The sequence below is a fragment of the Olsenella sp. An270 genome, assembly GCF_002159735.1.
Classification (GTDB): domain Bacteria; phylum Actinomycetota; class Coriobacteriia; order Coriobacteriales; family Atopobiaceae; genus Thermophilibacter.
In genome coordinates, this window is sequence record NZ_NFJF01000004.1 from 113,845 (window position 1) to 139,312 (window position 25,468).

The following is a 25,468-nucleotide window of genomic DNA, read 5'->3' on the forward strand; positions in this document are numbered from 1 at the left end:
GGAATATCAATGGCTATCGATAGGACTCCCGTCCTCAAGAGGTGCCGTCAGCTCGGCATCGACCCCGTTGTGATGGGCATCAACAAGACCTCCAACCGCGAGCCCCGTCGCCGTCGTCGCCAGGAGAGCGAGTACGGCATGCAGCTCCGCGAGAAGCAGAAGGCCAAGTTCATCTACGGCGTTCTCGAGAAGCAGTTCCGTCACTACTACGTCCTCGCCATGAAGCGCGAGGGCATCACCGGTGACAACCTGATGAGCCTGCTCGAGTGCCGCCTGGACAACGTGGTCTTCCGTCTCGGCTTTGCCCGCACGCGCAAGGAGGCCCGTCAGACCGTCCGTCACGGCCACATCACCGTGAACGGCCGCCGCGTGGACATCCCCTCCTACCAGGTCAAGGCCGGCGACGTCGTCGCCGTTGCCGAGAAGGCCCGCGACCTGCTCCCCATCAAGGAGGCCCTCATCTCCTCCGAGCACATGGCGGTTCCCGCCTGGCTCGAGGTTGACATCGAGAAGCTCAAGGGCACCGTCCTCCAGCTCCCCACGCGCGATCAGATCGACCTCGACATCGACGCGCAGCTGATCGTCGAGCTCTACTCCAAGTAGGCCCGACCAGATTTGGAGGTAGCAATGTCCGAATTCATCCGACCCCAGGTGTCGGTCGAGGAGATCAACGACAACCTCGCCCGCGTGAGCGCAGAGCCGCTCGAGCGCGGCTATGGTGACACGCTCGGCAACTCCCTGCGCCGCGTGCTCCTGTCGTCGCTCTCCGGCGCTGCCGTCGAGGCCATCCAGATCGATGGCATCCAGCACGAGTTCACCACCGTCGAGGGCGTCTACGAGGACGTCACCGACATCGTGCTCAACGTCAAGAAGCTCGTCTTCCGCTCCATGGGCACCGGCGACGAGGCGGAGGCCTCCATCTCCATCGACGGCCCCGCCACGGTGACCGGCGGCGACTTCGACGTTCCCGCCGAGTTCGAGCTGGTCAACCCCGAGCAGACCATCTGCACGCTGGGTGCCGGCGCCCACCTCACCATGCGCATGCGCATCGGCGTGGGTCGCGGCTACGTCTCCGGCGAGGACAACGAGCGCGAGAACGACCCGATCGGGATCATCCACGTGGACTCGCTCTACTCGCCCGTCCGCCGCTGCGCCAAGGCCGTCGAGGCCTGCCGCGTCGGCCGCCACACCGACTACGACCGTCTCGTCCTCGAGGTCGAGACCAACGGGGCCATCTCCCCGCGTGACGCCGTCGTCGAGGCTGCCAACATCATCAACCAGCACATGACCGCGTTCATGGGCCTGGCTGAGGAGGACGAGCCCGTCGAGGATGCCTCCATCTTCGCCACGGGCACCGTCGAGGACAACGTCGAGCTCGACAAGCAGATCGAGGACCTGGACCTCTCGGTCCGCTCCTACAACTGCCTCAAGCGCGCCGGCATCCACTCGGTGCGCCAGCTCGTGGAGTTCTCCGAGAACGACCTTCTGAACATCAGGAACTTTGGCGTCAAGTCCATCGAGGAAGTCAAGGACAAGCTCGAGACCATGGGTCTGTCCCTCAAGGCCTAGGCGCGCCGGATTTAGGAGAAGCGAGAAATGCGACACAACAAGAAGAAGGGCATGAAGCTCGGCACCGACGCCAGCCACACCAAGGCCATGAAGCGCAGCCTGGTTCGCGCCCTGTTCGAGAACGACCGTATCAAGACGATCGACGTTCGTGCCAAGGCCATCCGCGCCGACGTCGACCACGTCATCACCTGGGCCAAGAAGGGCGATGTCGCGAGCCGTCGTCTCGCCATCGCGACCGTGGGCGACAAGGACATCGTCCGCGAGGTCTTCGAGAAGGCCCAGCAGGGCATGTGGGCCGACCGCAACGGCGGCTACACCCGCATCATGAAGCTCGGCCCCCGCAAGGGTGACGGCGCCGAGATCGTCATCATGGAGCTCGTGACCGAGCCCGTGAAGGCCAAGGCCAAGAAGGCCGCCCCCGTCGCCAAGGTGACCAAGGTCGAGGAGGCCCCCGTCGAGGAGCCCAAGGCCGAGGAGACCGAGGTCGTCGAGGAGGCCGCCGAGGCCGAGGAGACCGCCGTCGAGGAGGCTCCCGCCGAGGTGGAGAAGGCCGAGTAACCTCGCGCCGCTCATCGTACGTTCGGGCCCCGGCCACGTGCCGGGGCCTTTTTCATGAGGAGGTGGGACATGATCGAGCTGAGGGACGTCTGCTTCTCGTTTGACGGGGAGAGCAGCGTGCTGGACCATGTCTCGCTCACCGTGGGCGCCGGCGAGCGCGTGCTGCTGCTCGGCTCCAACGGTTCCGGCAAGTCCACGCTCGCACGTCTGCTCAACGGCTCGCTCCCTCCCTCCTCCGGCACCGTGAGCGTCGACGGGGCGGTCGACGGCCTGGCTCGCCTGGTGGGCTACGTCCGCCAGGACCCGCGCAACCAGCTGGTGAGCGCCGTCGTGTCCGACGAGGTCGCCTTTGGCCCGCGCAACCTCGGCCTCCCGCGCGAGGAGGTCGTCGCGCGCGCGGACGAGGCGCTCGACGCCTGTGGCATCTCGCGGCTGCGCGACCGCATGACCTCCGAGCTCTCCGGCGGTCAGCAGCAGCTCGTCGCGCTCGCCGGCGTCCTGGCGATGCGCCCGCGCTACCTCGTGCTCGACGAGGCAACCTCCATGCTCGACAAAGCGACGCGCGCACACGTGGCCCGTGTCGTGGACGAGGTCGCCGCGAGGGGCGTGGGCGTGATCGAGATCTCGCACAAGCCGGTTCTCAGGCCCGACAGGGTTCTGGCCATGAGGGGCGGGCGTCTCACCGAGGGGGAGCTGCCCCGCGAGGCGCCCGCCTACTCGAGGCAACCATGCACACCTAGGTCAAATCACACCCTCAGGGGGTCAAAACTGACAGCTGTGTATGGTTCGCGCCCGGCGCTGAGCGACGTGTCCCTGGAGTTGAGGGGCCTCACCCTCGTCACCGGGCCCTCCGGCGCGGGCAAGAGCACGCTGGCCCGCGTGCTGGCCGGCGTGCTCGCGCAGGATAGCGGGGAGGTGACGCTCGACGGGCGTGCGGTGCGCCCCGGCGACGTCGGGCTCGCGTTCCAGCGGCCCGAGGACCAGCTGTTCTGCGACACGGTCCTCGAGGACATCGCCTACGGCCCGCGCATGCGGGGAGTCCCCGACGCGCTCGGGGCGGCCCGCGACGCCGCGGGGGCGATCGGCGTGGGCGAGGACCTGCTCGACCGCTCGCCCTTCGAGCTCTCGGGCGGGCAGATGCGCCGCGTCGCGCTCGCGGGCGTTGTCGCCGGGCGACCGGGCGCCTACGTGCTCGACGAGCCCACGGCGGGCCTGGACGCCGACGGCGTCCGCGAGCTCCAAGCGCTTCTCTGCCGCCTGGCGGACGAGGGGGCTGCCGTCGTCGTCATCACGCACGACCCGGAGGAGTGGGCGTCGTGCGCGGACTCGCTCGTCCGGCTCCGGGACGGACGGGTCGAGGGGGTGGGGGAGCATGCGTAGCGTGCGCGTCCCGGGCGCCTACGCCCCGGGGGAGACGCCCCTGCACCGGATGGACCCGCGCGCCAAGCTCGTGCTGCTGCTCGCGGCGACGGTCGCCTCGTTCGCGTCCGGGGCGCCCTGGGGGCTCGCCGTCGCCGCGCTCGGGCTCGTCGCCGCGCTCGCGGCGAGCAGGACGTCGCCGGCGACGGTCCTCATGGGCCTTCGCCCCGCGGCGATCGTCCTCGCGCTCTCCGTCGTCTCCAACGCCGTCGTGCTCGTGGGTCAGCCGGGAGTCTCGCTCGACGGCCTGGCGAGGAGCGTCACGGTGGTGTGCCGGATCGCCCTCGTGGTGGGGTTTGCCCTGTCCTTCTCGTCGACGACGCCCCCTCCCGCGATCGCCGACGCCCTCGCTGCCCTCCTGGCGCCGCTGCGGCGCGTGGGCGTGCCGGTGGGGGCGATCGCGACGTCCTCCTCCATCGCGCTCAGGTTCATCCCGCTCACGGTCGAGGAGGTGGACCGCATCAGGTGCGCGCAGCGGGCCCGCGGCGCCCGCCTGGACGAGGGCGGCCCCCTCGAGCGCCTGCGGGGCTGGGGCCAGGTCCTGGTTCCGCTCGTGGTGGGGCTCTTCCGTCGCGCGGACGAGCTCGCGAGCGCCATGTGCGACCGCTGCTACACCGGCGAGCAGACGGTCCTTCTCGGCCCGCTCCCGGGGCGCGACGTGGTGGCGCTGGCGGTGGGCGTCGCCTGGGCCGCGCTGGCCGTCGCGCTGGCGTGACGCCGTGTGCTACCCTAGGCATCGTCGAAGGGAGAGTCATGTCCGAGGACGGGACGCTGGTCATACGGCTGGGCTATCGCGGCGCCGACTTTGCCGGCTTCGCGGAGCAGCCGAGCGTGCGAACCGTGGCCGGCGAGCTGCGACGCGCGCTCGAGACCACGCTGCGCCGACCCTGCGAGCTCACCTGCGCCGGGCGCACCGACGCCGGGGTCCACGCGATCGCGCAGTACGTGAGCCTGCCCGTGAGCGAGGCCGAGCTCGCCCTCCCCGGCAGCCGCCTCATGCGCAGCCTCTGCGCCCTCACGCCGGACGACCTCTCCGTGCAGGCGCTCTACCGCGCGCCCGCGGGCTTCTCGGCACGCTTTGACGCGCTCAGCCGCAGCTACCGCTATCGCATCGCGGCATCGCAGGCGCGTCCCGTGCTCGCGTGGGACCACAGCTGGTGGTACCGCGGGGAGCTCGATGCCAGCGCCATGGCCCGCGCCGCCCGCCCGCTCCTGGGCGAGCACGACTTCAAGAGCTTCTGCAAGGCGACCTCCGCCGAGGGCAAGCCCACCTGCCGCTACGTGGGCGCGCTCGACGTGACGCGCATCGCGGAGGCGGGGGAGGAGCTCGTGGTCATAGACATCACGGGCAATGCGTTTCTGCACAACATGGTTCGCACGATCGCCGGCTCGCTCGTGGAGGTGGGCCGCGGGCACCGTCCGGAGGGCTGGCTCGCGGACGTCCTCGAGGCGCGCGACCGCGCCGCCGCCGGGCCCTGCGCCCCCGCCAAGGGTCTGACCTTCGTGGGGGTTGAGTACCCCGACGGCGCGCTCGAGCCCTGGGCATGACGGCCGGCCCCACGCCGACCGACCCATCCGCCCGTGAGGTTATGCAACACGTCTGAGGTTATGCGACATGCGCTGAGGTGAGGTTATTCTCGCCAAGCGCTTTACCTGCCGCTTCGTCGACGAGAGCGATGTCGCATAACCTCCAGGATGCCGCATAACCTCGGAGGGGCCGCATAACCTTCTCGGAACGGCCGGCGCAGGCGAGAAAGACCCGCGCGGGCGAGAAAGACCCGCGCACCGTCGGGGTAGAATAGCCTGAGCTAACTTTCGTTTGGAAGGCATCGTCTTGGATTTTGTCCTGCACGTCCTCGAGCACAGCGTACTCGACACCCTTGAGCTCGTTCCGCTGCTCTTTGCGACCTATCTCGCCATGGAGGCGATCGAGCACTCCGCGAGCGCCCACGTGCGCACCGCCGTGGAGCGCTCGGGCAAGGCGGGCCCGGTCGTGGGCGCCCTCCTGGGGGCGCTGCCCCAGTGCGGTTTCTCCGCCATGGCGGCGACGCTCTACGCGGGCCGCGTGGTCACGGTCGGCACGCTCGTCGCGGTTGTGCTCTCCACATCCGACGAGATGGTGCCCGTCTTCCTGGCCCACCAGGAGCCGCTCGGCCGGCTTGCGGCGATCATGGGCGTCAAGGTGGCGATCGGCCTCGTGGTGGGCCTCGTCGTCGACGCGCTCCTGCGCGCCTGGCACCGCGCCGGCGACGGCCACGTCCACATTCGCGAGCTCTGCGAGCGCGAGCACTGCCACTGCGACGACGACCACGATCACGATCACGACCACGGCCATAGTCACGGACGCTGGGCGATCGTCCGGTCGGCGCTCGTGCACACGGTGCAGGTCACCCTGTTCATCCTGGCGGTGACGTTCGTGTTTGGCCTGGTCATCGAATACGTGGGACAGGACGCCCTGGGCGCGCTCCTCGCCAACCACCCCGTGCGCGCCACCTTCGTCGCGGCCCTCGTGGGCCTCATCCCCAACTGCGGGGCCAGCGTGGCCATCACGGAGCTCTACCTCGACGGCGTGCTCGCCACCGGCCCCATGCTCGCGGGGCTTCTCGCCTCCGGGGGCGTGGGCCTGCTCGTGCTGTGGCGCACCAACGCCGACGCGCGCCAGAACGCCCTCGTCACGGTCTTCGTCTACCTCGTCGCCGTGGCGGCGGGACTTCTCGCCTCCGCGTCGGGTATCCTGTTGTAAGTGATTATCCAGCGAGAAGGACGGTGTGACATGCCCAGAAAGCGCGAGAGGTTCGAGCGGACCGACGTGCCCGAGCCGAGCCCCCGACGCAACGTCATCGGCGCCGTCGTGGCCGTGGTCGCCATCGCGGCGACCGTGGCCGTGGTCATGTTCGCCTGGAACCGGGCGAACCTCGAGAGCCGCATGGGCGACAACGCGCTCGGGGACGCGCTCCTCTCCCAGGCGGGCTCCGCGGGCCCGTCCGAGGGCTACGTTGACACGGGCAACGAGGTCCACAGCACGCTGCTGCTGACCTCCGACAGCCTCGAGGACGGAGGCTCGCTCACGAGCGCGCGGATCCTCTCCGTCAATGCCACCGCCGGAACCGCCGCGCTCGTCAACGTGCCGACGGACCTCGCCCTCACGGTCGACGACCAGCCGACCACCCTGGGGGAGCTCTTCTCGTCCCAGGGCTACGCCGCCTGCGTGGCCCCGCTCGGGAGCGCCGCGGGCATCGGCTTTGACAACGCCATCCTCGCGACCGGGGACGTCCTGGAGGAGGCGGCCCAGCTCGCCGGGTCGGGGACGGAGAACCTCGTGCGTTCGGCCTCGGGCTTCCTCTCCAAGATCAGGACGAACATGGATGCGACCGGGCTCCTCTCCTTCGCCGAGACGCTCTCGTCGATCGGCGTCGCCAACCTCGCGGTCTCCGACGCCCCGCTCGTGGCGGAGACGACGACCGACGAGGCGGGCAACGTCTCCGAGACGGGACGTCAGGTCATCGACCGCACGCAGCTCGGCGTCGCCATCGGGCGCTTCGCCGCCGCGTAGGCTGCCGAGAAGGACCGCGTCTGCCGCAACTCTGTCGTTTTTCTGCGCCGACGGCGCCGTCGTGCCGCGCTGATACCCTAGGGAGTGTCCCCGGCCGCGAACCCACGCCGGGGCGGGAGGATGCGGAGATGGCGCACGGCACAACCAGAGGGCCAGTCGTCTCGGTGCTCATGGTGGCCCATGACGCCGAGGGGTCCGTCCGCCGCGCCGTCGAGAGCGTCCAGAACCAGTCCCTGCGCGACCTCGAGCTGATTGTCGTCGACGCCGGATCGACCGACGCGACCGCCCGGATCGTCGAAGCCGTGGCAGAGCGCGACCTGCGCGTTGAGCTCGTCCGTGCCGACGCCTGCACCCGCCAGGAGGCCCTCGACGTCGCCCTGGAGCGTGCGGGAGGCCGCTACGTGGTGGTCGCGGACGCGGACGGCTACGCACGCGCGGACATGCTCTCCGACCTCGTCTCGCTCGCCGAGGAGCGCTCGCTCGAGCTCGTCGTGGGCGGCATGGACCTTGGCCTCGTGGGGGCCGGCGGTCGGACCACCGAGGTCGAGCTCTCCTCCGATGCCGCGGTCTTTCCCACGCAGCACGACTTCAGGACCTCCGCCTGGCAGCTCTTCTCGTCCGGCCAGCTGATGCCCGTCGGCGGCAAGCTCCTCCTGCTCGACCGCCTGCGCGAGCTCGGCCTGTCCTTCTCCTCCGGCGACCCGCTCGGACACCTTCTCGTGCTCGACTACCTCGCGGACGTCGAGCGCGTGGGCGTGGCGGGGGGCGCCTGCTGCCGCGTCGACCGCCGCACGGCGCCCGTCGACCGCGGCCTGGGTCGCGCCGAGGGCTACCGGCTCCTCGAGCGCGAGCACGCGGCGCTCCTGGGCCTGTACCGCCACTGGGGGCTGGAGGGCGACGCCGCGAGCATGGGGATGCTGCAGGGTCGCTACGTCGAGCGGCTCGTGGCCTGCATCGAGAGCATGTGCGGGAGCGAACTGCCGCCCGCGGAGCAGCGCAGGGCCGTGGAGGCGATGATCGGGACGGACCAGGCCCGCCTCGCGGCCTCGGTGGCGCGTCCGGCGAGCAATGCCGCCCGCTCGATGCTCGCGCCCATACGCGGCCGCAGCGTGCGTCTCGTCTGCGCGCAGGCCCGGCTCCTCTCGCTGCTCGGCAGCGGCCATGCCGTCTGGGCCATGCCCGACGCCTACGTCTAGCTCAGACGAGCCTGCCCCCGCGACGGCTCAGCGCCGTCCTGACCGAGAATCCCAGACCGTTGGTCCGCACGCGATACAGCCCCTCGCGCACGAGGTAGGCGAGATGGGCGAGGCCGCCGCCGCGCGGCTCGTCGACGCCGCGTACGCGTGCGTAGAGGGCGCGGCCCGCCGACGAGATCCCCGGCTCCGAGAAGACCAACTCGGGCTCGAGCCTCCCCATCGAGCGCTCCAGGAGCTCCCGCACGCCGGGGGCGTCCTCGCCGGCCCCCTCGAGGGTGATGAGGGCGTAGTTCACGCCGCGCAGCGCGAGTGCCGAGAGGACGCGGCGGTCGGTGACCCCGGCGAACTCCACGACGTCCATCATGTCGTTCCAGCGCTCGAGCGGCGTCGTGGGCGCGCGGCCCGCGAGCGACTCCGCCTCGCGGAGGTCCCGCTCCCGGTAGACGTAGACGCAGTCGTCGGTGTAGGCGATCCGGTGGGTGCGGCAGAGCGTCTCCACGAGGAAGGGGTTGTCCGCCCATCCGGCACCCGGCACCTCCGGGAAGCGTATGCCCTGCTCGACGAGGTACGAGCGGCGGTAGCAGCCCGCCCAGATCGCAGGGTGATGGCGCAGGAGCTCGACGCCGTCGCCGACCGCGAAGGGCTGGCGCCGCGGCCTCACGCGCCCTCGGTAGGGACAGCTCACGCGGACCTCGTTGCCCCGCTCGTCGGGGAAGGTCCGCCAGTAGGCGCCGCGCACCACGTCCACGGCGGCGCTGCCGCCCGCGGCGTCGGCGCAGGCGAGCAGGTCCTCGTAGGCGGTCTCGGGGAGCACGTCGTCCGGCTCCACGATCGCGACCCACGTGCCCCGCGCGGTGGCGACGCCCCGGTTGCATGACGCCCCGTAGCCCTCGTTGGGCTTGTCCACGACGACGATGCGGCCGTCGCGCGCCGCGTGCTCGCGCGCGATCCGCGCGGACGCGTCGGTCGAGCCGTCGTTCACGCAGACCACCTCGAGCTCGCGGTGCGTCTGCGCCTCGATGCTGGCCAGGCACTCGTCGAGCGTGCCCTCCGCGTTGTAGATCGGGATGACCACGGACACCAGCTCGTGGTTACCGGATGGGTTTATGGCGCTCATGACCCTCCCTGGGTCGGGGGCTCCCTGCGGCGTACCCTATAATACTAGGGCAGCATCGGGTCCGGACCGCGACGGGGGAGGGGAAAGCATGAGGCGAGCCGCGATCGTCATCGTGACCTACCGGCGACAGGGCCTTCTCGCCGAGCTTCTCGACTCCGTGCTCGGGCTCACCGTGGCGCCCTGGCGCGTGGTGGTCGTGGACAACGAGAACTCCGCGGAGACCGCCCGCATCGTGGCCGACTTCGCGGCGCGCTCGGACGCCCTCTGGGGCGTCTGCGAGGACGACCCCGACGCAGCGGGCGGCACCTCGCGTGCCGTCTACGTGGGCATGGAGACCAACACCGGCGGGTCGGGCGGCTTCTCCGAGGGCGTCCGCCGCGCCTTTGACCTGGGTGCCGAGTGGTTCTGGGTCATGGACGACGACGTCGCCGTGGAGCCGGACGGCCTGGAGACGCTCGCGCGCTGGAGCGAGGAGGCCGAGGCCGTCATGGGCCAGCGCCGCGACTTCGACGGCGGCCACTTCTTCTGGCAGCACCGCTTCTGGCCGCGCCTCGCGATCTACAACCCGCTCTCGCGCGACGCATGGCGCCCGGGGGAGCGCTACAAGCTCGCAAACGCGCTCTGCTTTGAGGGCGGGTTCTTCTCGCGCGGGGTGGTCGAGAAGATCGGCCTCCCCGACGCCCGCTTCTTCATCTACCTCGACGACGCGATCTACGGGTACCTGGCGAGCAAGGTGACGCCCGTCTACTACGTCCCCGACTACGTCCTGTCGCGCCGGCGCGAGGTCGCCAACCAGTCGGTCGGGTCGGTCCGCCAGCTCAACTCGACGTCCGACATGACCCGCTACTACATCACGCGCAACCGTGGCCACCTGGCCCGCTACTTCATGCTCCACGGCGAGTACAGCCCGCTCGGCTTTGCGCTGGGCACGGCGCTCACCTTTGCCAAGGAGCTGATAAGGATCGCCGTCGTGGACCGCGAGCACCTGGTCTCGGGCATGCGCCGGCTCGTCGCCGGGCACCGCGACGCGCGCAAGATCCTGCACGACCCCAGCTGGGAGCCGATGCCGCCGCTCGCGTAGCGCGGGCGTACAATGGAAGACCGTGACGCGAGGAGAGGAACGACGCACGTGGCCGAGAAGAGAGACTTTCTCGATGAGCTCATAGACCTGCAGAGCGACTGGCGCTCCCTCAAGGAGATGCCCAACCAGATGGTGGGCTCCCTCATGGACGACGGGGAGCAGAAGGTCTTCAACCCCGCCGACTACAAGGAGAAGCCCTTCGCCAACTCGGGGCGCTGCCTGCGCGTGGCCAGCCAGCGCACCGACGTCTGCTCGCGCTGCCTGGACGTGTGCCCCACGCACTCGATCACCATCCACAACAAGTCGGTCTCGGTGGCCGACGACTGCCGGAAGTGCGGCCTGTGCGGCGCGGTCTGCCCGACCGAGGCCTTTGCCAACCGCCGCCACATGCCGCGCCAGCTCTACGACCAGATCGCCCGCGTGGCGTCCTCCTACGAGCAGTGCTACGTGACGTGCACCCGCGCGCTGAAGCGCCTGCCGCACGGCAACGAGGTCGTGCTCGCCTGCGTGGGCTCGATCTCGCGCGACCTGTGGTTCTCGCTGCTCGCCGACTACGACAACATCAACGTCTACCTGCCCGTGGGCATCTGCGACCGCTGTCGCACCACCACCGGCGAGGAGACCTACGCCGACGCCATCGCGACCGCCGAGGAGTGGGCCGACGCCGCCGTCGGCCTGGAGGTCGAGGAGTCGGCGATGACCCACGAGCTCACGCGGGCCTACAAGCGAAGCCAGTTTGTGAGCGGGGCGGTGACGTCCGTGGAGCGTCTGGTCACGCGCACCAACCCGGCGCTCGCCGGCGCCAAGGCGGTGGCCAAGAAGATCTCCGACCACTCCTCCCGCCTGAACCGCCTGCAGAAGGAGCTCGAGAACGCGGTGGGCTCCAAGACGACCAACAACCACGTGCGCCTGCTCACCCAGGGGCGCAAGCTCATGATGGGCGCCCTGCAGCACGACGAGTCTCTTGCCGACCTCGTGAGGCTCGAGGTCCCCGTGTGCGACCACGCGCTGTGCACCATGTGCGGCGACTGCGCCCAGGTCTGCACCACGCACGCGCTCGACCTCGACCGCAGCGGCCAGGTGACGGTGCAGAGCGCCTACTGCGTGAGCTGCGGCGCCTGCGTCAGGGTGTGCGAGGAGGGGGCGCTCGCCATGGAGCGCATGGACGTGCGCGAGCTCGTGATCCCCGACAAGGTCGCCGAGGAGGTCGCCCGCAAGAAGGAGCAGGCCAAGGCCAAGGCGTCCGAGTACGTGGCGCAGGGCAAGAAGCAGCTGAACCGCGTCGCCGACGCGCTGGAGAGGCTCGACGACGACCCGGCGGACGCCGGGAGGCACTAGGGCGACAAGAACCCCGTTCTTGTCGGCGTCATAGTAAGGAGAAGGACGTGTCGCTTTCCATTGGCATCGTGGGCCTGCCCAACGTGGGCAAGTCGACGCTTTTCACCGCGCTCACCAAGAAGGGCGGCCTCGCGGCCAACTACCCCTTCGCGACGATCGACCCCAACGTGGGCATCGTCGACGTGCCCGACGAGCGCCTCGGCAAGCTGGCCGAGATCGTCCACCCCGGGCGCATCGTGCCCGCGACGGTGGAGTTCGTCGACATCGCCGGCCTGGTGAAGGGCGCCAACGAGGGCGAGGGCCTGGGCAACCAGTTCCTGGCAAACATCCGCGAGACCGACGCCATCTGCGAGGTCGTGCGCTACTTCTCCGACCCCAACGTCATGCGCGAGGTCGGGCGCGTGGGCGAGTTCGTGGACCCCGCGGGCGACGCCGAGACCATCATGACCGAGCTCATCCTCGCCGACATCCAGTCCCTGGAGAAGCAGCTGCCGCGCCTCGAGAAGGACGCCAAGCGCGACAAGGAGCTCATGCCCAAGTTCGAGGTGGCGCGCCGCCTGCTCGACTGGCTCAACGACGGCAACCGCGCCGGGACGATGGAGATGACCGACGAGGAGCGCGCCGAGACCAAGGGGCTCTTCCTCCTCACGATGAAGCCGATCCTCTACGTGGCCAACGTCGACGAGGACCAGCTGGGCGAGGAGCTCGCTCCCATCGACGGCGTCACCCCGATCCCGATCTGCGCCAAGGTGGAGGCCGAGCTCTCCGAGCTCGAGCCCGAGGAGGCGGCCGAGTACCTGGCCGACCTGGGCCTCGAGAAGAGCGGCCTGGAGACGCTCGCGCAGGCGGCGTATAGGCTGCTCGGCCTGCAGAGCTACTTCACCGCGGGCGAGATGGAGGTCAAGGCCTGGACCGTGCGCGTGGGCGCCAAGGCCCCCGAGGCCGCCGGCGTCATCCACTCCGACTTTGAGCGCGGCTTCATCAAGGCCGAGGTCGCCAGCTACGCCGACTACGTCGAGCTCGGCGGCGAGGCCGGCTGCAAGACCGCCGGCAAGCTCCGCATCGAGGGCAAGGACTACGTCGTCCAGGACGGCGACGTCATGCACTTCCGCTTCAACGTGTAGGGCGAGAAGAACCCGCCCCTAGGCGGCTCGACGATCGGGGGATCGCATGGACTGCAGCTTCAAGCGAGGAACCGTCCGACTCACCGAGGGCGTCGAGCCCAACTGGGATGAGGTCGCCGCGCGACTCGACTTCGTGCGCGAGGTCTGCGGCGTGCCCGTGTGCTTCCAGCGCGCCCGCCGCGAGGGCGACTCCTGGGTCGTCCCGTTCCTCTCCGCGGAGAGCGAGCGGCACCCGGATGCCGCAGACGTCATGCTCGAGAGGTATACCCCCTACGAGGCCCTGGGGGCGGAGCGCGTGGACGTTCCCACGGCGACTGTCGACGAGCTGGAGGTCATGACCCTGCTCTCCAAGGGCGAGGCGCCCGCGGTGCGCGCCAAGGCCCTCGTGCCCGAGGAGCCGACGCCGGGGCCGGACCCCGAGGCCGCGGACCCGGAGAGCGTGTTTGACGGCCTGGTGGGCATGGACGAGCAGAAGGAGATGCTCATCAAGCTCTCGACCGCGCTTGCCAAGCACGGCCGCTCCGCCGTCGAGTGCTTCCACTTCGTCTTCGTGGGCAACCCCGGGACCGGCAAGACCGAGCTGGCGAGCCGGCTCGTCTCATACCTGGACAGCCTGGGCGTCACGGACGGGACGCACAAGATGGTCAAGGTCAGCGGCAGCGAGCTCATGGCGGACTACGTGGGCCAGACGGGCAACAAGGTTCGCCGGATCGTCGACTCGGCCGTGGGTGGGATGCTCTTCATCGACGAGTTCTACGGCCTCAGCGTCAAGGACGCCGGCGGCTACGGTCACGAGGCCATCGACGCGCTCACCGAGCGTCTGGACACGCTCCAGGACAAGCTCGTCTGCGTGGTGGCCGGCTACCCCAAGGAGGTCGACCAGACGCTCGACCTCAACCCCGGCCTGCGCGACCGCTTTGGCTACCGCGTGGAGTTCCCCGACTACACGCCCGAGGAGCTCGCAGAGATCCTGGTCTCGATCGCGGGGCGTCGGGGCTTCACGGTCGCCTGCAACGACGAGGCACTGGCGGATGTGCTCGAGCGCCTGCGGACCTCGAAGGACTTCTCCAACGCGCGCTCGGTGCGCAGGCTCGTGGACCATGCGGTGGTGGAGGCCTCGTGCGACCACGACGAGGCGGTCATCACCGAGAAGGACCTTCTCGCCGCGCTTCCCCAGTGCCTGACGAAGAGCAAGGTTCGCCGGGCCGGGTTCTAGCGGGGGGGGTGCCGTGAGCGAGACAACCAGGGTCTTCGCGGAGACCTACAAGATGTACGACGAGCGTCTCGCCGCGTTCTCGGACCGCTGGAAGGACGTCGTGGTGCTCGGCGCGCGCCCCGAGGACTGCCGACTGCGCTCGGTCGAGGCGTTCGGGCGCACCTGGCGGCTCTCGCTTGCCGGCGAGATGGTCGAGGTGCCGCCCGAGGGCTTTGCCGAGGTCGTGAGCGAGCCGGACGAGATGGGCATGCGCAGCGTGAGCTACCGCGTGCCGTGGACGGACGCGTCGCTCGCGGTGGTTGCCGCCCCCATCGCCCCGGAGAGGCTCGACCACTGGTTTGCCGGCTGCTGGAACCTGCGCGAGGTCCGCGGGCTCGGCCTTCTCGACACCTCGTGCGCCCGAAGCATGCGGGGGACGTTCCTGGGGTGCGAGGCACTCGCGGAGCTGGACGTCTCGGGCTTTGACACCTCGCGGGTCGAGGACATGCGCAACCTGTTCTGGGGCTGCTCGTCCCTCTTGGCGCTTGACGTCTCCGGGTTCGACACCGCGCGCGTGGAGACCATGGGCGGCATGTTCCACGGCTGCTCGTCACTCGCGAACTTGGATGTCTCCGGCTTTGACACCTCGCGGGTCACGTCGATGACGAACCTGTTCTGCGGCTGCTCCGCGCTCGCGGAGCTGGACGTCTCCGGCTTTGACACCTCGTGCGTGGAGCAGATGTCCGGGATGTTCTGGGGATGCTCCTCGCTGCGCGAGCTCGACCTCGCCGGCTTTGACCTCTCACGCGTCACGAGCCTGTTCTTCCTGTTTCGCGGCTGCTCGTCGCTTGCCGCGCTCAGGATGCCCGGGATCGACCCGGCACGGGCGGACGAGGTCCGCATGGGCGCCATGTTCGAGGGGGCGGACGCGCTCGGGGACACGCCGGAGCACCTTGCGGAGCTCGTGCGCAGCGGCTCGGGCGTTGCGGTGGGGCGGACGAGAAGGGCCTAGACGATCAGGTCGTCGATGATGTCGCGGTCCTTCTGCTGGTTGGGCTTGAGGCAGTCTGAGGCGAGGAGCTCGTCGTAGGTTCCCGTCTCGCGACCCATCCGGACGAAGAGCTCGTCGAGCTCGGGCAGGAGCTCCCAGTCGACGAGCGCGGCGTGCTCGCGGTTGACCTGATCCGCGGTGACGGCCTTGAAGACCTTCTTCGCGGGCAGGGGCTGGTCGAGCGTCTCGTTCTCCCTCAGCGCGCGGGCGTAGGCGGCGGGGAGCTCGCCCCAGGGCTTGAGCGTGAAGCCCGTCGTCACCATGTACGCGTTCCAGCGCAGGTGCTCCAGATGGCCGATGGCCTCGCGCATCGCCTCGTCGTCGCGCTCGCTGTCGCTCTGGCCGGCGCCGGGGACCTCGCCCACGCCGTTCTGCCAGAGGAAGCGCTCCACGGTGGCGAAGTCAGCGGTCGCGCGGCTGGAGTCGCGATCGTAGGCGCTGCACTCGGCCCAGCGCTTCTGGGCCTCGGGGATGAACTCCTGGTTGCCCGCGGGGTCGAAGAGGCTTGGCTTGGAGGCGTCCGGACCGAGGCGGTAGCGGAGGTTCACGAGCATGGCGGCGCGGTCGAGGTTCTTGTGGAGCAAAAGCGACGCGCGCATGGACTCGGAGGTGCCCCCGTACAGGAGCACCTGCTTGGTCCCGCTCGACGCCTCGGGCGCCCTGCCGCCGTAGGAGTCCTCGAACACGAGGCAGGAGTCCTCGTCCCCGCTGTACTGGACGTAGACCGCCTGGGCACCCCCCAGCTTCTTCTGCAGGCGCTGCTGCCAGAGCTGCCGCTGGGTGGGGGCGCGGCCGAGGTCCGGCTCGGTGTTGATCACGAGCACGAGGTCGTTGCGGTCGATCTCGACGGCGTCCAGCATCTCGAACTTGCTCTCGAAGGCATCGCCGACGATGGCGGGGGGCGTGAGACCGGGCTCTTGTCCCGTCGCCGAGCCGCCCGGGAAGAGGGCGGGGTAGGCGCAGCGCAGGCGCCGGTTGATGCGGGACGCCTGGGGGCTCGCGATGGCGATGCGCGGGATGGCGGCCTCGATCGAGCCGTCCGAGCGGGCGTTCGTCAGCGCCTGCCCGTTGCGGATGAGATAGGCGACCATCAGGACCACGCGCTCGACGTCGTTCCCTATGACCATGGCGTTGAGCGGCCTGAGCCCCAGGCCAAAGCCCGGGTCGCCGAGCCGGTCGACCGGGGGCAGCAGGCGGCGGACGAGCTGCCGGACCCTGATCTCCTCGACGCTGTAGGAGTAGACGTCCTCGGGCTTGACCGGGCTGTTCTCCGTCTCGCCGCTCATGAGGAACTCGACGAGGCTCGCGCGCTCCTCGCGCGAGAGAGGCTCGTCCCCGTAGCTCGTGACGGTGACGCGCCCGTTCCTGAGGGCAACGAGCGCGAGCTGCTCGTCGTCCACGCGGTTCGTTGACCTCGAACTCACGGCGTCGCTCAGGCGGTGGCGGAACGACTCGTACGAGAGCTCCCTCGTCGTGTCCCCCGTGCACAGGCGATACGTCTTCTCGCCCGACGCGTCCCTCGCAATCGAGAAGACCGCGCGCGGACAGCCGTCGCCGCGTGCGGCGTCGATGACGAACGAGCGGGCGTAGGGGGCCATGTCGCTCGAGGAGGTGACAACCACGACCTGCTCGAAGTGGTCGAATTGGGTGCTCAGCCAGGTGGACGCGCTGGTGAAGACGCTGAGGACGCCCTCCGCGGTGAGCGCGAGCGCCAGCAGGCTCAGAAACTCAAAGACGACGTGGAGCTCGAAGGAGCCGCCGCCCTCGGGGAGCAGCGAGAACCCGTTGCCGCCGATGAAGGCGAGCGCGGCGCGGCCGAGCGCGGCGAGGACCATCATGACCGAGACCGCGACGTCGCTCGTCGCGGCGGCCAGCTCCTGGGCCCACGCGACGACAAACAGGAGCGCGAAGACCGCCGCGAACACGACGCCGCGGGAGACGTGCTCGGAGATCCGGTAGGCGAGAAAGACAAACAGCAGGAAGAGTCCTGCGGCGATCAGAAAGCCTGCGAGATTTGCGGCGAGCGTGCCGCTTGCGAGCAGTTCTGCCATGACTTCCCCCGTGACGTGGCTCCCTTTACGGGTCCGATTGTGCCACTGTCACGCCTCCGGGGAGGAGGAGAAGGGGGCCGCGACCGGTGAGCGTGGCGCGAGGGCGCGTCCTTGTCGCCCGCCTGGCTACTCCGCCTGGTCGGTTCCCAGCACCACGACGACGTCGTACTCGGTCGAGTAGCCCGCGGTGTTCTCGGAGACGTTGGCCTCGTCGATCCCGAGCGTCTGAGCGACGCCGAGGGCGGCGGAGCGGGCGTCGCCGTTGTAGTAGACAGCCGAGGTGGTGTGGTCCGTGGAGCTGTCGCTGTCCGCGTAGGGCGAGAAGCCCGCGCCCTCGAGGGTCGTGGACTTGCTGGCGGCCAGGCCGCTCACCGTGGTCCCGTTGAGGACGAGGACGTTGCCCGAGAAGGTGGCCCCGCCGTCGGAGGAGCTCGAGTCGTCGTCGCCCGTGGAGGTGCCGTCGCCCGAGCTCACGCCGATCGATCCGGCCACGCCGTGGGTGAAGTCCTGGCTCTCGTCGGAGTAGGGCGGCAGACCGGAGTCCACGCGCTCCATCATCTCACGCCAGCCGTCCTCGTCGGGGAGCTCGTACCAGACGTTGTTCGTGTACGTGGAGATGGTGGGCGTCTGGCCGGAATAGAAGCCCGTGTCCACGTCGAAGCTCTTGAACTGCATCGCGAGGCCCATGATGTCGTTGGCCGTGAGGGGGTAGACCGCGACACTCTCCGCCATCGAGGCGACGGCGTTGAGCATGCTCACGGGGTCGAGCGTCAGGACCTTCTTGATGATGGCGCCGATGACCATGCGCTGGTTGGCCGCGCGGTAGAAGTCTCCGCCGCCGTACTCGTCGTAGGCGTGGCGCGCGCGGCACAGGCCGAGCGCCTGCGCGCCGTTGATGGTCTGGGTGCCCTCGGGCAGGTCGACCGCGGCGAGGACGTCGCTCACGGCGACGGGCAGCGTGACCTCGACGCCGCCGATGGCGTCGACGATGGAGGTGAACTGCTCGAAGTCGACCTCGGCGTAGGCGGTGATGTCCACGCCGGCAAACTCCTCGACGACCTCCATCATGTAGGCGCCGCCGCCGATCGAGTAGGCGTCGTTGATCTTGCGCTCGCCGTTCGCGCCCATGTCGACGAGGGTGTCGCGCGGGATGGAGACGAGCGTGACCTTCTGGGCGGGTGCGTCGACGCGGGTCAGGATGATGGTGTCGGAGCGGAAGTTCACCGTGGAGTCGCCCCAGTCCTCCGCGCGCCCCTCGCTCTTATCGACGCCCAGAAGCAGCATGTAGAACGGGTCCTGCATCTCGACGGGCTCGGTGAGCTGGGCGCGGATGTCGTCGGTGACGTCCTGCTGGAAGGCGCTGTTGATCTTCACGATGTAGGCGGCAGCGGCGGCCCCCACGCCCACGAAGGCAACGAGGAGCACGGCGAGAACGACCTTCAGCACGCGGCCGCGGCGCTTCTTCTTCAGGCGCGCCGAGTAGGACTGGGCGCCCTCGGAGCGCGATGCGACGTGCCGCGCGGAGGTGCGCGAGGTCGCGCGCGGGGCCGGGGCGGGAGTCGCGTGAGAGGCGTGCGCCGCCCCGTGGTTGCTCTGCGAGCGGCGAACCTGCTCGGCACTGGTCATGCGTCGATGGGTCTTCCTGTCGGCCACGAGGGGCCCTCCTTGCGTGTCTGGCACGAGTGCTCTTGTCGGCTGACTGAATCCGACTCACAAATGATAGGGAAGCCAGATGTGCGCTGCGTGTAGGTGGGCAAAAAACGCGGTATTCTCTATAAACTGTCACTGTTTGGCAACACGTGAAGAAAGAGGATTCATGAGCGAGGCTACCCCCAGGCAGTTCGTGGCGGTTCTGGACTTTGGCGCCCAGTACGGGCAGCTGATCGCGCGTCGCGTGCGTGACCTGCACGTCTACTCCGAGATCGTCCCGTGCGACATCCCCGCCGACGAGCTCGCCGCCATGGGCCCCTCCGCGCTCATCCTCTCTGGCGGCCCGGCGAGCGTCTACGCCGAGGACGCGCCGACCGTCGACCCCGCGATCTTTGACCTGGGCCTGCCGGTCCTGGGCTTCTGCTACGGCCACCAGACCATGGCCGTGGCGCTGGGCGGCGAGGTCGCGCACTCCGAGGTGGGCGAGTACGGCCCGGCCACGATCACGCGCAGCGGCGAGTCCGCGCTGTTTGCGGGCACGCCCGAGGAGCAGACCGTCTGGATGAGCCACCGCGACGCCGTGAGCCGCGTGCCCGAGGGCTTTGTCGTCACCTCCTCGACCGACGTGTGCCCCGTCGCATCCATGGAGTGCGCCGAGCGCAGGCTCTTCTCGACGCAGTTCCACCCGGAGGTGCGCCACACCGAGTACGGTCGCAAGCTGCTGGAGAACTTCCTCTTTGGCGTCTGCGGGCTCGACGCCACGTGGACCATGGACAACATCATCGACGAGAAGGTCGCGGAGATCCGCGCGCAGGTGGGCGACCGCAAGGTCATCCTGGGTCTCTCCGGCGGCGTTGACTCCTCCGTTGTGGCCGCGCTCGTGCACCGCGCGATCGGCGACCAGCTGACCTGCGTCTTCGTGAACCACGGGATGCTCCGCAAGGGTGAGCCCGAGATGGTCGAGGAGGTCTTCCGCGACCAGTTCCAGGTGCCGCTCGTGCACGTGCACGCTGAGCAGCGCTACGAGCGCCTGCTCGCCGGCGTCACCGAGCCGGAGGAGAAGCGCCGTCGCATTGGCTCCGAGTTCTGGAAGGTCTTCTTCGACGAGGCCCAGCGCATCGGCGGCGTGGAGATGCTCGCGCAGGGCACCATCTACCCCGACATCATCGAGTCCGGTGCCCGCAAGACCGGCGGCAAGGCCTCCACGATCAAGAGCCACCACAACCTGATTCCGTTCCCCGAGGGTGTGCACTTTGACCTCATCGAGCCTCTCGACCACTTCTTCAAGGACGAGGTGCGCGAGCTGGGCGTGGCGCTCGGCCTGCCCGACCGCATGGTCTACCGCCAGCCGTTCCCGGGCCCGGGCCTGGCGATCCGCATCATCGGAGAGGTGACCTCCGAGAAGCTGGAGATCCTCAAGAACGCCGACGCCATCGTGCGCGAGGAGCTGGACGCCTACAACGAGCGTCTCTTCGAGGAGACGGGGGAGCGCAACTCCGAGCACAGCTGCTGGCAGTACTTCGCCGTGCTGCCCGACATCCGCTCCGTGGGCGTGATGGGCGACGAGCGCACCTACGCGCGCCCGGTGATCGTGCGCGCGGTGGAGTCGAGCGACGCGATGACCGCCGACTGGGCGAAGCTGCCCTACGACGTGCTGGGCAAGATCTCCAGCCGCATCGTGGCCGAGGTGCCGGGCGTGAACCGCGTGGTCTACGACGTCACGCCCAAGCCTCCCGCCACGATCGAGTGGGAGTAACTTCCACCTGATTTTCTCCAGCTTTGGCTTTTTTACGGCCTTATTTTCGCCATATTATGCGAAAATAAGGCCGTAGCCTATTTTGGAGGGACTGCATGGAACGCTTCCTTACGGACGAGCTCATCGCTTGGAAGACCAAGCCTCGCCGCAAGCCTCTTATTCTCAACGGCGCGCGTCAGGTTGGTAAAACATGGCTGCTCAAGGAGTTTGGTAGGACGCAGTTCGAGAACGTTGCGTACGTGAATCTCGACGACAATCCTCAAATGTGCGAGCAGTTCGAGCTGGGCTACGACATCCCCCGCATCGTCTCGGCCATCCAGTTCGAGACGGGGCAGGTCGTGTCCGAGGGAGGCACCCTCATCGTCCTCGACGAGATCCAGGCATGCCCAAAGGCGCTCACCTCCCTCAAGTACTTCTGCGAGGATGCGCCCGGGTACGCGGTGGCTGCGGCCGGCTCGCTGCTGGGCATCACTGTGCACGAGGGCAGCGGGTACCCCGTCGGGAAGGTGAACACGCTCGACCTCCATCCCCTCAGCTTTAGGGAGTTTCTCGTCGCGACGGGGAATCGGGCGCTCTGCGACCTCATCGACACGGGTGGCGCGAGCCTCATCAACGGCTTCTCAAGCAAACTCGTTCCGCTCCTTCGCCAGTACTACTACGTCGGGGGCATGCCCGAGGCGGTGAGCGCCTTTCTTGAGCGAGGTCTCTTGGAGGATGCGCGCGAGGTGCAGCTCGATATTCTGCGCGGTTACGAGCGCGACATCTCGAAGCACCTCGGTAGGGTCGAGACTGAGTACGCGCTCGCCGCGTGGCGGTCGATCCCGTCCCATCTCGGTCGAGAAAACAAAAAGTTCGTGTTCAGCCACATCGCGCAGGGGGCGCGGGCACGGAACTACCAGGCGGGGATCACGTGGCTCACGCAGGCTGGCATCACGACCCTCGTCCGCAGGATCTCGAAGCCCGGTATCCCCCTGGCTCCCTACGCCGACGACGCGGCGTTCAAGCTCTTTCTGGTGGACGTCGGCCTGCTGGGCGCGATGGCGGGGCTCGACAGGGAGACGGTCGTCGGGGGCAGCGATATCTTCGAGGAGTTCAAGGGCTCCCTCACCGAGCAGTACGTCTGCCAGCAGCTTGTCTCCGATTGCGGGCTCACACCGTATTACTGGTCCGCTGAAAACTCTTCGGGAGAGATTGACTTTCTTGTGCAGAAGGCGAATGGAGTGTATGCCATAGAGGTAAAGGCTGAAGAAAACCTGCGTGCCAAGAGTCTGCGAGCATTCAAGGAATCCCATCCGGAGATTAATTCCGTTCGCTTTAGCCTGTCTGGCTATCGTGAGCAGGACTGGATGAGGAACGTCCCACTGTACGCGATGTCGAACATGGGACTGTGGGGATAGGTCGAGAGAGCCTTCGTTGATTGACTGGAGGACATGCTATGCTTCCTTCAAGTTTTACCCAGGGAGTATGGGGAAAGAGCTGGGAAGAGGCGCGTGGGGACAACGCGGTTCAAGGGACGGCAAACCTTGGCGACGAGGGTGTTGTTCTCGACATCCCCTGCGGAAAGCTGTTCGGTTCCCCAAGCGTTGTCATAAACGGTGAAAAAGAGCTCTCTGCTGCGGAGTACTTATACGGGTTCTCTCAAGACGGGTATGCGTTGGTGCTTGGAAACGCTGCGTACAGTGGCGGTGAAACGCGCTATCCGGGCATGGTCCATCAGGCCATCCGTGCAGATTATCTTATGGCAGCAAAGGGATGCCGTGAATTCGACCCGTCTAGCGTAATTAAAAGGACGGATATCGAGGTAAGGAATCTGGCTGACTGGTACGGGAAATCAGCTTATTGCATGACTTTTGAGTCTGATGATCAAGATAATATGCGCTTCAGAGCGCTCGAATATAAAAAAGAAAATGACGAGGCCACGGTCTTGCTAGAGAGTGGGCAATGCAGTATTACGCTGTTCAGCAAGTACATCATTCCCGGGATGAATGTAAACGAGATGACTTTTCGTCACCAGTGCTGTTTGAGAGTATGTTTCTCGGCCGGAAAGGCTCTCGAGGAGGCTCGTGATTTCGCTGTCAAACTGTCAAAGTTCCTTAGCTTGTGCATGGGCTTTCATGCAGCCATCCAAAGGCTCACTTTGTATTTTGATGGTGAAGAGAGCGCAATTCAATACTACGCACCATTGATCGATTCTCCCGCCCCGTCAAAAAATGCTATACGTGCGATGCCATTCCCTTATCGCGCACTAGAAAGAGAAATCGGCAACTATCTTTCTAGCTGGTTCGACTATGGCATCGAAAGGAGAGACAAGGAAGACTACCCGCTTCTTAAACGTGCCGGCGACTTAATTGTTTCAATACTTACCTATGACTGGAAAATGCCAGTTGAGTTGCAGTGCGTGTCCGCATCTCAGGCTTTGGAAGCGATTTCAAGATACAGAGCCGACCTACAATCTTGGCCAAAAGCTGAGTTGAAGCAAAATCGAAAAGAGCTCTTGAAGCGAATCGAAGGAATGCCAGAAGAATTTGTGGCATGGATCCAGTCTCGAATAGGGCAGAATTCAAAAGGCGCAAAGCGTCTGATAAATGAACTTATGGACAGACATAAGGATGCTGTCGGGTGGCTTGTCCCTGATATAGATAAGTTTGTGTCTGAACAACAGGCTGCTCGAAATACATACTCGCATGGGTCTGCGGCCGCCGCGGTCGATCCATCTTATTTATATCGGCTAACGATGGGGACCGCATTGCTTTGCTATGTCATACTATGGCAACTGCTTGGCATGTGCCCAACACAAATCAGGTGTGAGCTTGAGCGTTCTCATTTTAAATCATGGGTGATAGATTGGCTAAACGTGCAATATCAAAGCCAGGATTTGGTTGATGCGTCGGAATGTGATGAAGACGGTGACTCAGGTTGCTCCGGAAGAGCGCCTGACATCTGATGCTAGTCTGGAATAGTTGAGTTCATTATTGAGTTTATCCGAGGGCTCGACATTCGTGCCATTTCGGCGATGAGTGAGACAACGACGCACCACGTAGACGAGAGGTCATGGGAATGCACGATCTGATTACTGAGTGGGAGTAAGAATTTGGGCAGTTATGGGGGTATAAGACGTTAGTCTTGATAAAAATACCCCAATAAATATGATATTTGCTATACTGGCCTCAGTCGGGAGATTGGGGCCAGTATGCGTCTGTTCGAGCGCGAGGACTACCTCGAGAAGATCCGCGGGTTCTACCACGACGACGGCGTGATCAAAGTGCTCACCGGCGTCCGCCGGTGCGGCAAGTCATGCCTCATGCAGACCATAGCCGAGGAGCTCAGGGCTGAGGGCATTGAGGGGGACCACATCATCTACCTCGACCTCGACCGGTACGGCTTCCGCTCGGTGAAGACGCCCGACCAGCTCGAGGCGCTGATCGAGCCCGCGCTCAAGATCGGTGGCATGAAGTACCTCTTCATCGACGAGGTCCAGAACGTCGAGGGGTTCGAGGGGGTCGTGAACGAGTTCCGCGCCGAGGGCGGATTCTCCATCTTCATCACCGGCTCGAACTCCTACCTGCTCTCCGGCGAGCTTGCCACCAAGCTGACGGGGCGCTACGTCGAGTTCGAGGTGCAGACGCTCAGCTTCAAGGAGTACCGCGAGATGAAGCGCTTCCTCGGGCAGGCGGTCGACCCCAACCCCGTGGCCGAGCTCGACCGCTACATCCTCGAGGGGGGCTTCCCCAAGGCGCTCGACTACCCCAGGATGGCCGACAAGCGCGCCTACGTGAGCTCCGTCATCAGGGAGATTTTCGAGAAGGACATCCGCCGGCGCGTGAAGGTGAAGAACGCCTCGGTCTTCAACCAGGTGCGCGACTACGTCATCAACAACTTCGGGGCGACGACCTCGCTCACGAACATCCTCTCGGACCTCGAGCGTCAGGGCGTGCGCATCAAGCGCGAGACGCTCAACCGCTACCTCCAGATACTCGAGGATGCCAAGATCATCAGCAGGTGCACGCGCTTCGACATGAAGTCGCGCAAGTCGCTTCGGGGCGAGCAGAAGTACTACCTCGCCGACTTGAGTTTCTATTTTGCGCTCAACACCGACAATCGTATCAACTACGGGCCCGTACTCGAGAACATCGTCTATAGCTACGCACGGAGCCTGGGCTACGAGGTGAGCGTGGGGCGCATCGGCAAGCTCGAGTGCGACTTCGTCATGCGCTCGCCCGAGATGGGGTACGCCTACGTGCAGGTGGCGATGACCATCATGGGTGGCCGGAAGACCGAGGACCGCGAGTACCGCCCGCTCGAACAGATTCGTGACAACTGGCCCAAGTTCGTCATCACGCGTAGCGACCCCATCCAGCACCGTAGCGGCATCGTGCACGAAAACGTGACGGAGCTGATCGGGGAGGGACGGACGTTCGGGTTGGCGCAACCGAGCGTTTCAGCGGGGGCAGATTACTAGGAAGTTATTCTTACCTACTCGGACCTGCTTTTGCCTACTCTGCCTTTCAGATCGAGTAGGAAAAGCTCCTGGATGCCGCAAAAATGCGGTCGAGGGCGCAGGCGCCCGCGACCGCTAAAAGCCCAGAGGCTTTTCACAATAAAATTATTGTATCACGCCGATTGACACGTCACTCGGTGGTCCCAACTCCGCAAGACAATGAGAAGAAGCGGCTCTGTTGAGTTCAACTCAGGTATCCGAAAACTGCTTGATTCCGGTAAATGGGAAGACTGTGGTGCACCACGTAGACGAAAGGCTGCGGAAATGCACGATTTGATTACTGAATGGGAGTAGGAAGTTTGCTAGGTATAG

The 25,468-nt window shown here is 66.8% G+C and carries 21 protein-coding genes; 18 read left to right on the forward strand and 3 right to left on the reverse strand.

From position 1 onward, the window contains the following. The first annotated feature begins 9 nt into the window (after positions 1 to 9). The 9 genes from rpsD (at position 10) to B5F73_RS05965 (ending at position 8,295) form a co-directional block, all read left to right on the forward strand. A complete protein-coding gene (gene rpsD / locus B5F73_RS05925; protein ID WP_087227333.1) occupies positions 10 to 603 on the forward strand; it encodes a 30S ribosomal protein S4 in 594 nt (197 codons plus the stop codon). 24 nt (positions 604 to 627) lie between these two features. Continuing rightward, a complete protein-coding gene (locus tag B5F73_RS05930; protein WP_087227334.1) occupies positions 628 to 1,569 on the forward strand; it encodes a DNA-directed RNA polymerase subunit alpha in 942 nt (313 codons plus the stop codon). Positions 1,570 to 1,596: 27 nt separating this feature from the next. After that, complete coding sequence (rplQ, locus tag B5F73_RS05935; protein ID WP_087227335.1) at positions 1,597 to 2,127, forward strand: 50S ribosomal protein L17; 531 nt, start codon at positions 1,597 to 1,599, stop codon at positions 2,125 to 2,127. A gap of 69 nt (positions 2,128 to 2,196) precedes the next feature. Next, on the forward strand, positions 2,197 to 3,507 hold the full coding sequence (locus B5F73_RS05940) for an ABC transporter ATP-binding protein (RefSeq protein WP_158094772.1): 1,311 nt from the start codon (positions 2,197 to 2,199) through the stop codon (positions 3,505 to 3,507). Then, on the forward strand, positions 3,500 to 4,261 hold the full coding sequence (locus B5F73_RS05945) for an energy-coupling factor transporter transmembrane protein EcfT (protein WP_087227337.1): 762 nt from the start codon (positions 3,500 to 3,502) through the stop codon (positions 4,259 to 4,261). The genes B5F73_RS05940 and B5F73_RS05945 overlap by 8 nt, the downstream gene beginning before the upstream one ends. Before the next feature lie 38 nt (positions 4,262 to 4,299). Next, entirely contained in the window at positions 4,300 to 5,094 is a 795-nt protein-coding gene (gene truA / locus B5F73_RS05950) for a tRNA pseudouridine(38-40) synthase TruA (protein ID WP_087227338.1), read from the forward strand. 286 nt (positions 5,095 to 5,380) lie between these two features. Continuing rightward, positions 5,381 to 6,289 carry a putative manganese transporter gene (locus B5F73_RS05955; RefSeq protein WP_204206269.1) on the forward strand — a complete coding sequence of 303 codons (909 nt, stop codon included), beginning with the start codon at positions 5,381 to 5,383 and terminating at the stop codon, positions 6,287 to 6,289. Between the two features lie 30 nt (positions 6,290 to 6,319). Beyond that, on the forward strand, positions 6,320 to 7,099 hold the full coding sequence (locus B5F73_RS05960) for a hypothetical protein (protein ID WP_087227339.1): 780 nt from the start codon (positions 6,320 to 6,322) through the stop codon (positions 7,097 to 7,099). A 128-nt stretch (positions 7,100 to 7,227) separates the two neighbouring features. Next, positions 7,228 to 8,295: a glycosyltransferase family 2 protein gene (locus B5F73_RS05965; protein WP_087227340.1), complete on the forward strand. Its 1,068-nt coding sequence runs from the start codon at positions 7,228 to 7,230 to the stop codon at positions 8,293 to 8,295. Between the two features lies 1 nt (position 8,296). Here B5F73_RS05965 and B5F73_RS05970 read toward each other — a convergent pair whose 3' ends face one another. Beyond that, the gene (locus B5F73_RS05970; RefSeq protein ID WP_087227341.1) at positions 8,297 to 9,412 is read right to left on the reverse strand and encodes a glycosyltransferase; all 1,116 of its coding nucleotides are present in this window, start codon (positions 9,410 to 9,412) and stop codon (positions 8,297 to 8,299) included. Between the two features lie 88 nt (positions 9,413 to 9,500). On the opposite strand from B5F73_RS05970, the gene B5F73_RS05975 reads away from it, so the two are divergent. The 5 genes from B5F73_RS05975 to B5F73_RS05995 are packed head-to-tail and all read left to right on the forward strand — an operon-like array spanning position 9,501 to position 15,162. Further along, positions 9,501 to 10,493 (forward strand): glycosyltransferase, encoded by a 993-nt coding sequence (locus tag B5F73_RS05975; RefSeq protein WP_087227342.1) that lies wholly within the window; start codon positions 9,501 to 9,503, stop codon positions 10,491 to 10,493. Positions 10,494 to 10,541: 48 nt separating this feature from the next. Continuing rightward, entirely contained in the window at positions 10,542 to 11,831 is a 1,290-nt protein-coding gene (locus B5F73_RS05980) for a 4Fe-4S dicluster domain-containing protein (protein WP_087227343.1), read from the forward strand. Positions 11,832 to 11,878: 47 nt separating this feature from the next. Then, positions 11,879 to 12,955 (forward strand): redox-regulated ATPase YchF, encoded by a 1,077-nt coding sequence (gene ychF, locus B5F73_RS05985; RefSeq protein WP_087227344.1) that lies wholly within the window; start codon positions 11,879 to 11,881, stop codon positions 12,953 to 12,955. A gap of 46 nt (positions 12,956 to 13,001) precedes the next feature. Next, positions 13,002 to 14,171, forward strand: a complete 1,170-nt coding sequence (locus tag B5F73_RS05990; protein WP_087227345.1) for an AAA family ATPase — start codon at positions 13,002 to 13,004, stop codon at positions 14,169 to 14,171. Between the two features lie 13 nt (positions 14,172 to 14,184). Continuing rightward, complete coding sequence (locus B5F73_RS05995) at positions 14,185 to 15,162, forward strand: BspA family leucine-rich repeat surface protein (RefSeq protein WP_087227346.1); 978 nt, start codon at positions 14,185 to 14,187, stop codon at positions 15,160 to 15,162. On the opposite strand, the gene B5F73_RS06000 is transcribed toward B5F73_RS05995, so the two are convergent. Together B5F73_RS06000 and B5F73_RS06005 are read right to left on the reverse strand one after the other, a co-directional pair. After that, the gene (locus tag B5F73_RS06000; RefSeq protein ID WP_087227347.1) at positions 15,159 to 17,252 is read right to left on the reverse strand and encodes a phage holin family protein; all 2,094 of its coding nucleotides are present in this window, start codon (positions 17,250 to 17,252) and stop codon (positions 15,159 to 15,161) included. The genes B5F73_RS05995 and B5F73_RS06000 overlap by 4 nt on opposite strands. A gap of 126 nt (positions 17,253 to 17,378) precedes the next feature. Beyond that, positions 17,379 to 18,905, reverse strand: coding sequence for an LCP family protein (locus B5F73_RS06005; RefSeq protein ID WP_143803150.1), 1,527 nt, complete (start codon positions 18,903 to 18,905; stop codon positions 17,379 to 17,381). A 163-nt stretch (positions 18,906 to 19,068) separates the two neighbouring features. Here B5F73_RS06005 and guaA point away from each other — a divergent pair, with 163 nt between their 5' ends. The 4 genes from guaA to B5F73_RS06020 all read left to right on the forward strand — a co-directional run bounded on the left by guaA (position 19,069) and on the right by B5F73_RS06020 (position 25,117). After that, positions 19,069 to 20,658 carry a glutamine-hydrolyzing GMP synthase gene (gene guaA / locus B5F73_RS06010; RefSeq protein ID WP_087227349.1) on the forward strand — a complete coding sequence of 530 codons (1,590 nt, stop codon included), beginning with the start codon at positions 19,069 to 19,071 and terminating at the stop codon, positions 20,656 to 20,658. Between the two features lie 95 nt (positions 20,659 to 20,753). Continuing rightward, a complete protein-coding gene (locus B5F73_RS06015) occupies positions 20,754 to 22,055 on the forward strand; it encodes an ATP-binding protein (protein ID WP_087227350.1) in 1,302 nt (433 codons plus the stop codon). Between the two features lie 38 nt (positions 22,056 to 22,093). Next, the gene (locus B5F73_RS09295) at positions 22,094 to 23,602 is read left to right on the forward strand and encodes a HEPN domain-containing protein (protein ID WP_143803151.1); all 1,509 of its coding nucleotides are present in this window, start codon (positions 22,094 to 22,096) and stop codon (positions 23,600 to 23,602) included. 246 nt (positions 23,603 to 23,848) lie between these two features. Next, positions 23,849 to 25,117 (forward strand): ATP-binding protein, encoded by a 1,269-nt coding sequence (locus B5F73_RS06020; protein ID WP_087227351.1) that lies wholly within the window; start codon positions 23,849 to 23,851, stop codon positions 25,115 to 25,117. The last annotated feature ends 351 nt before the right edge of the window (positions 25,118 to 25,468 follow it).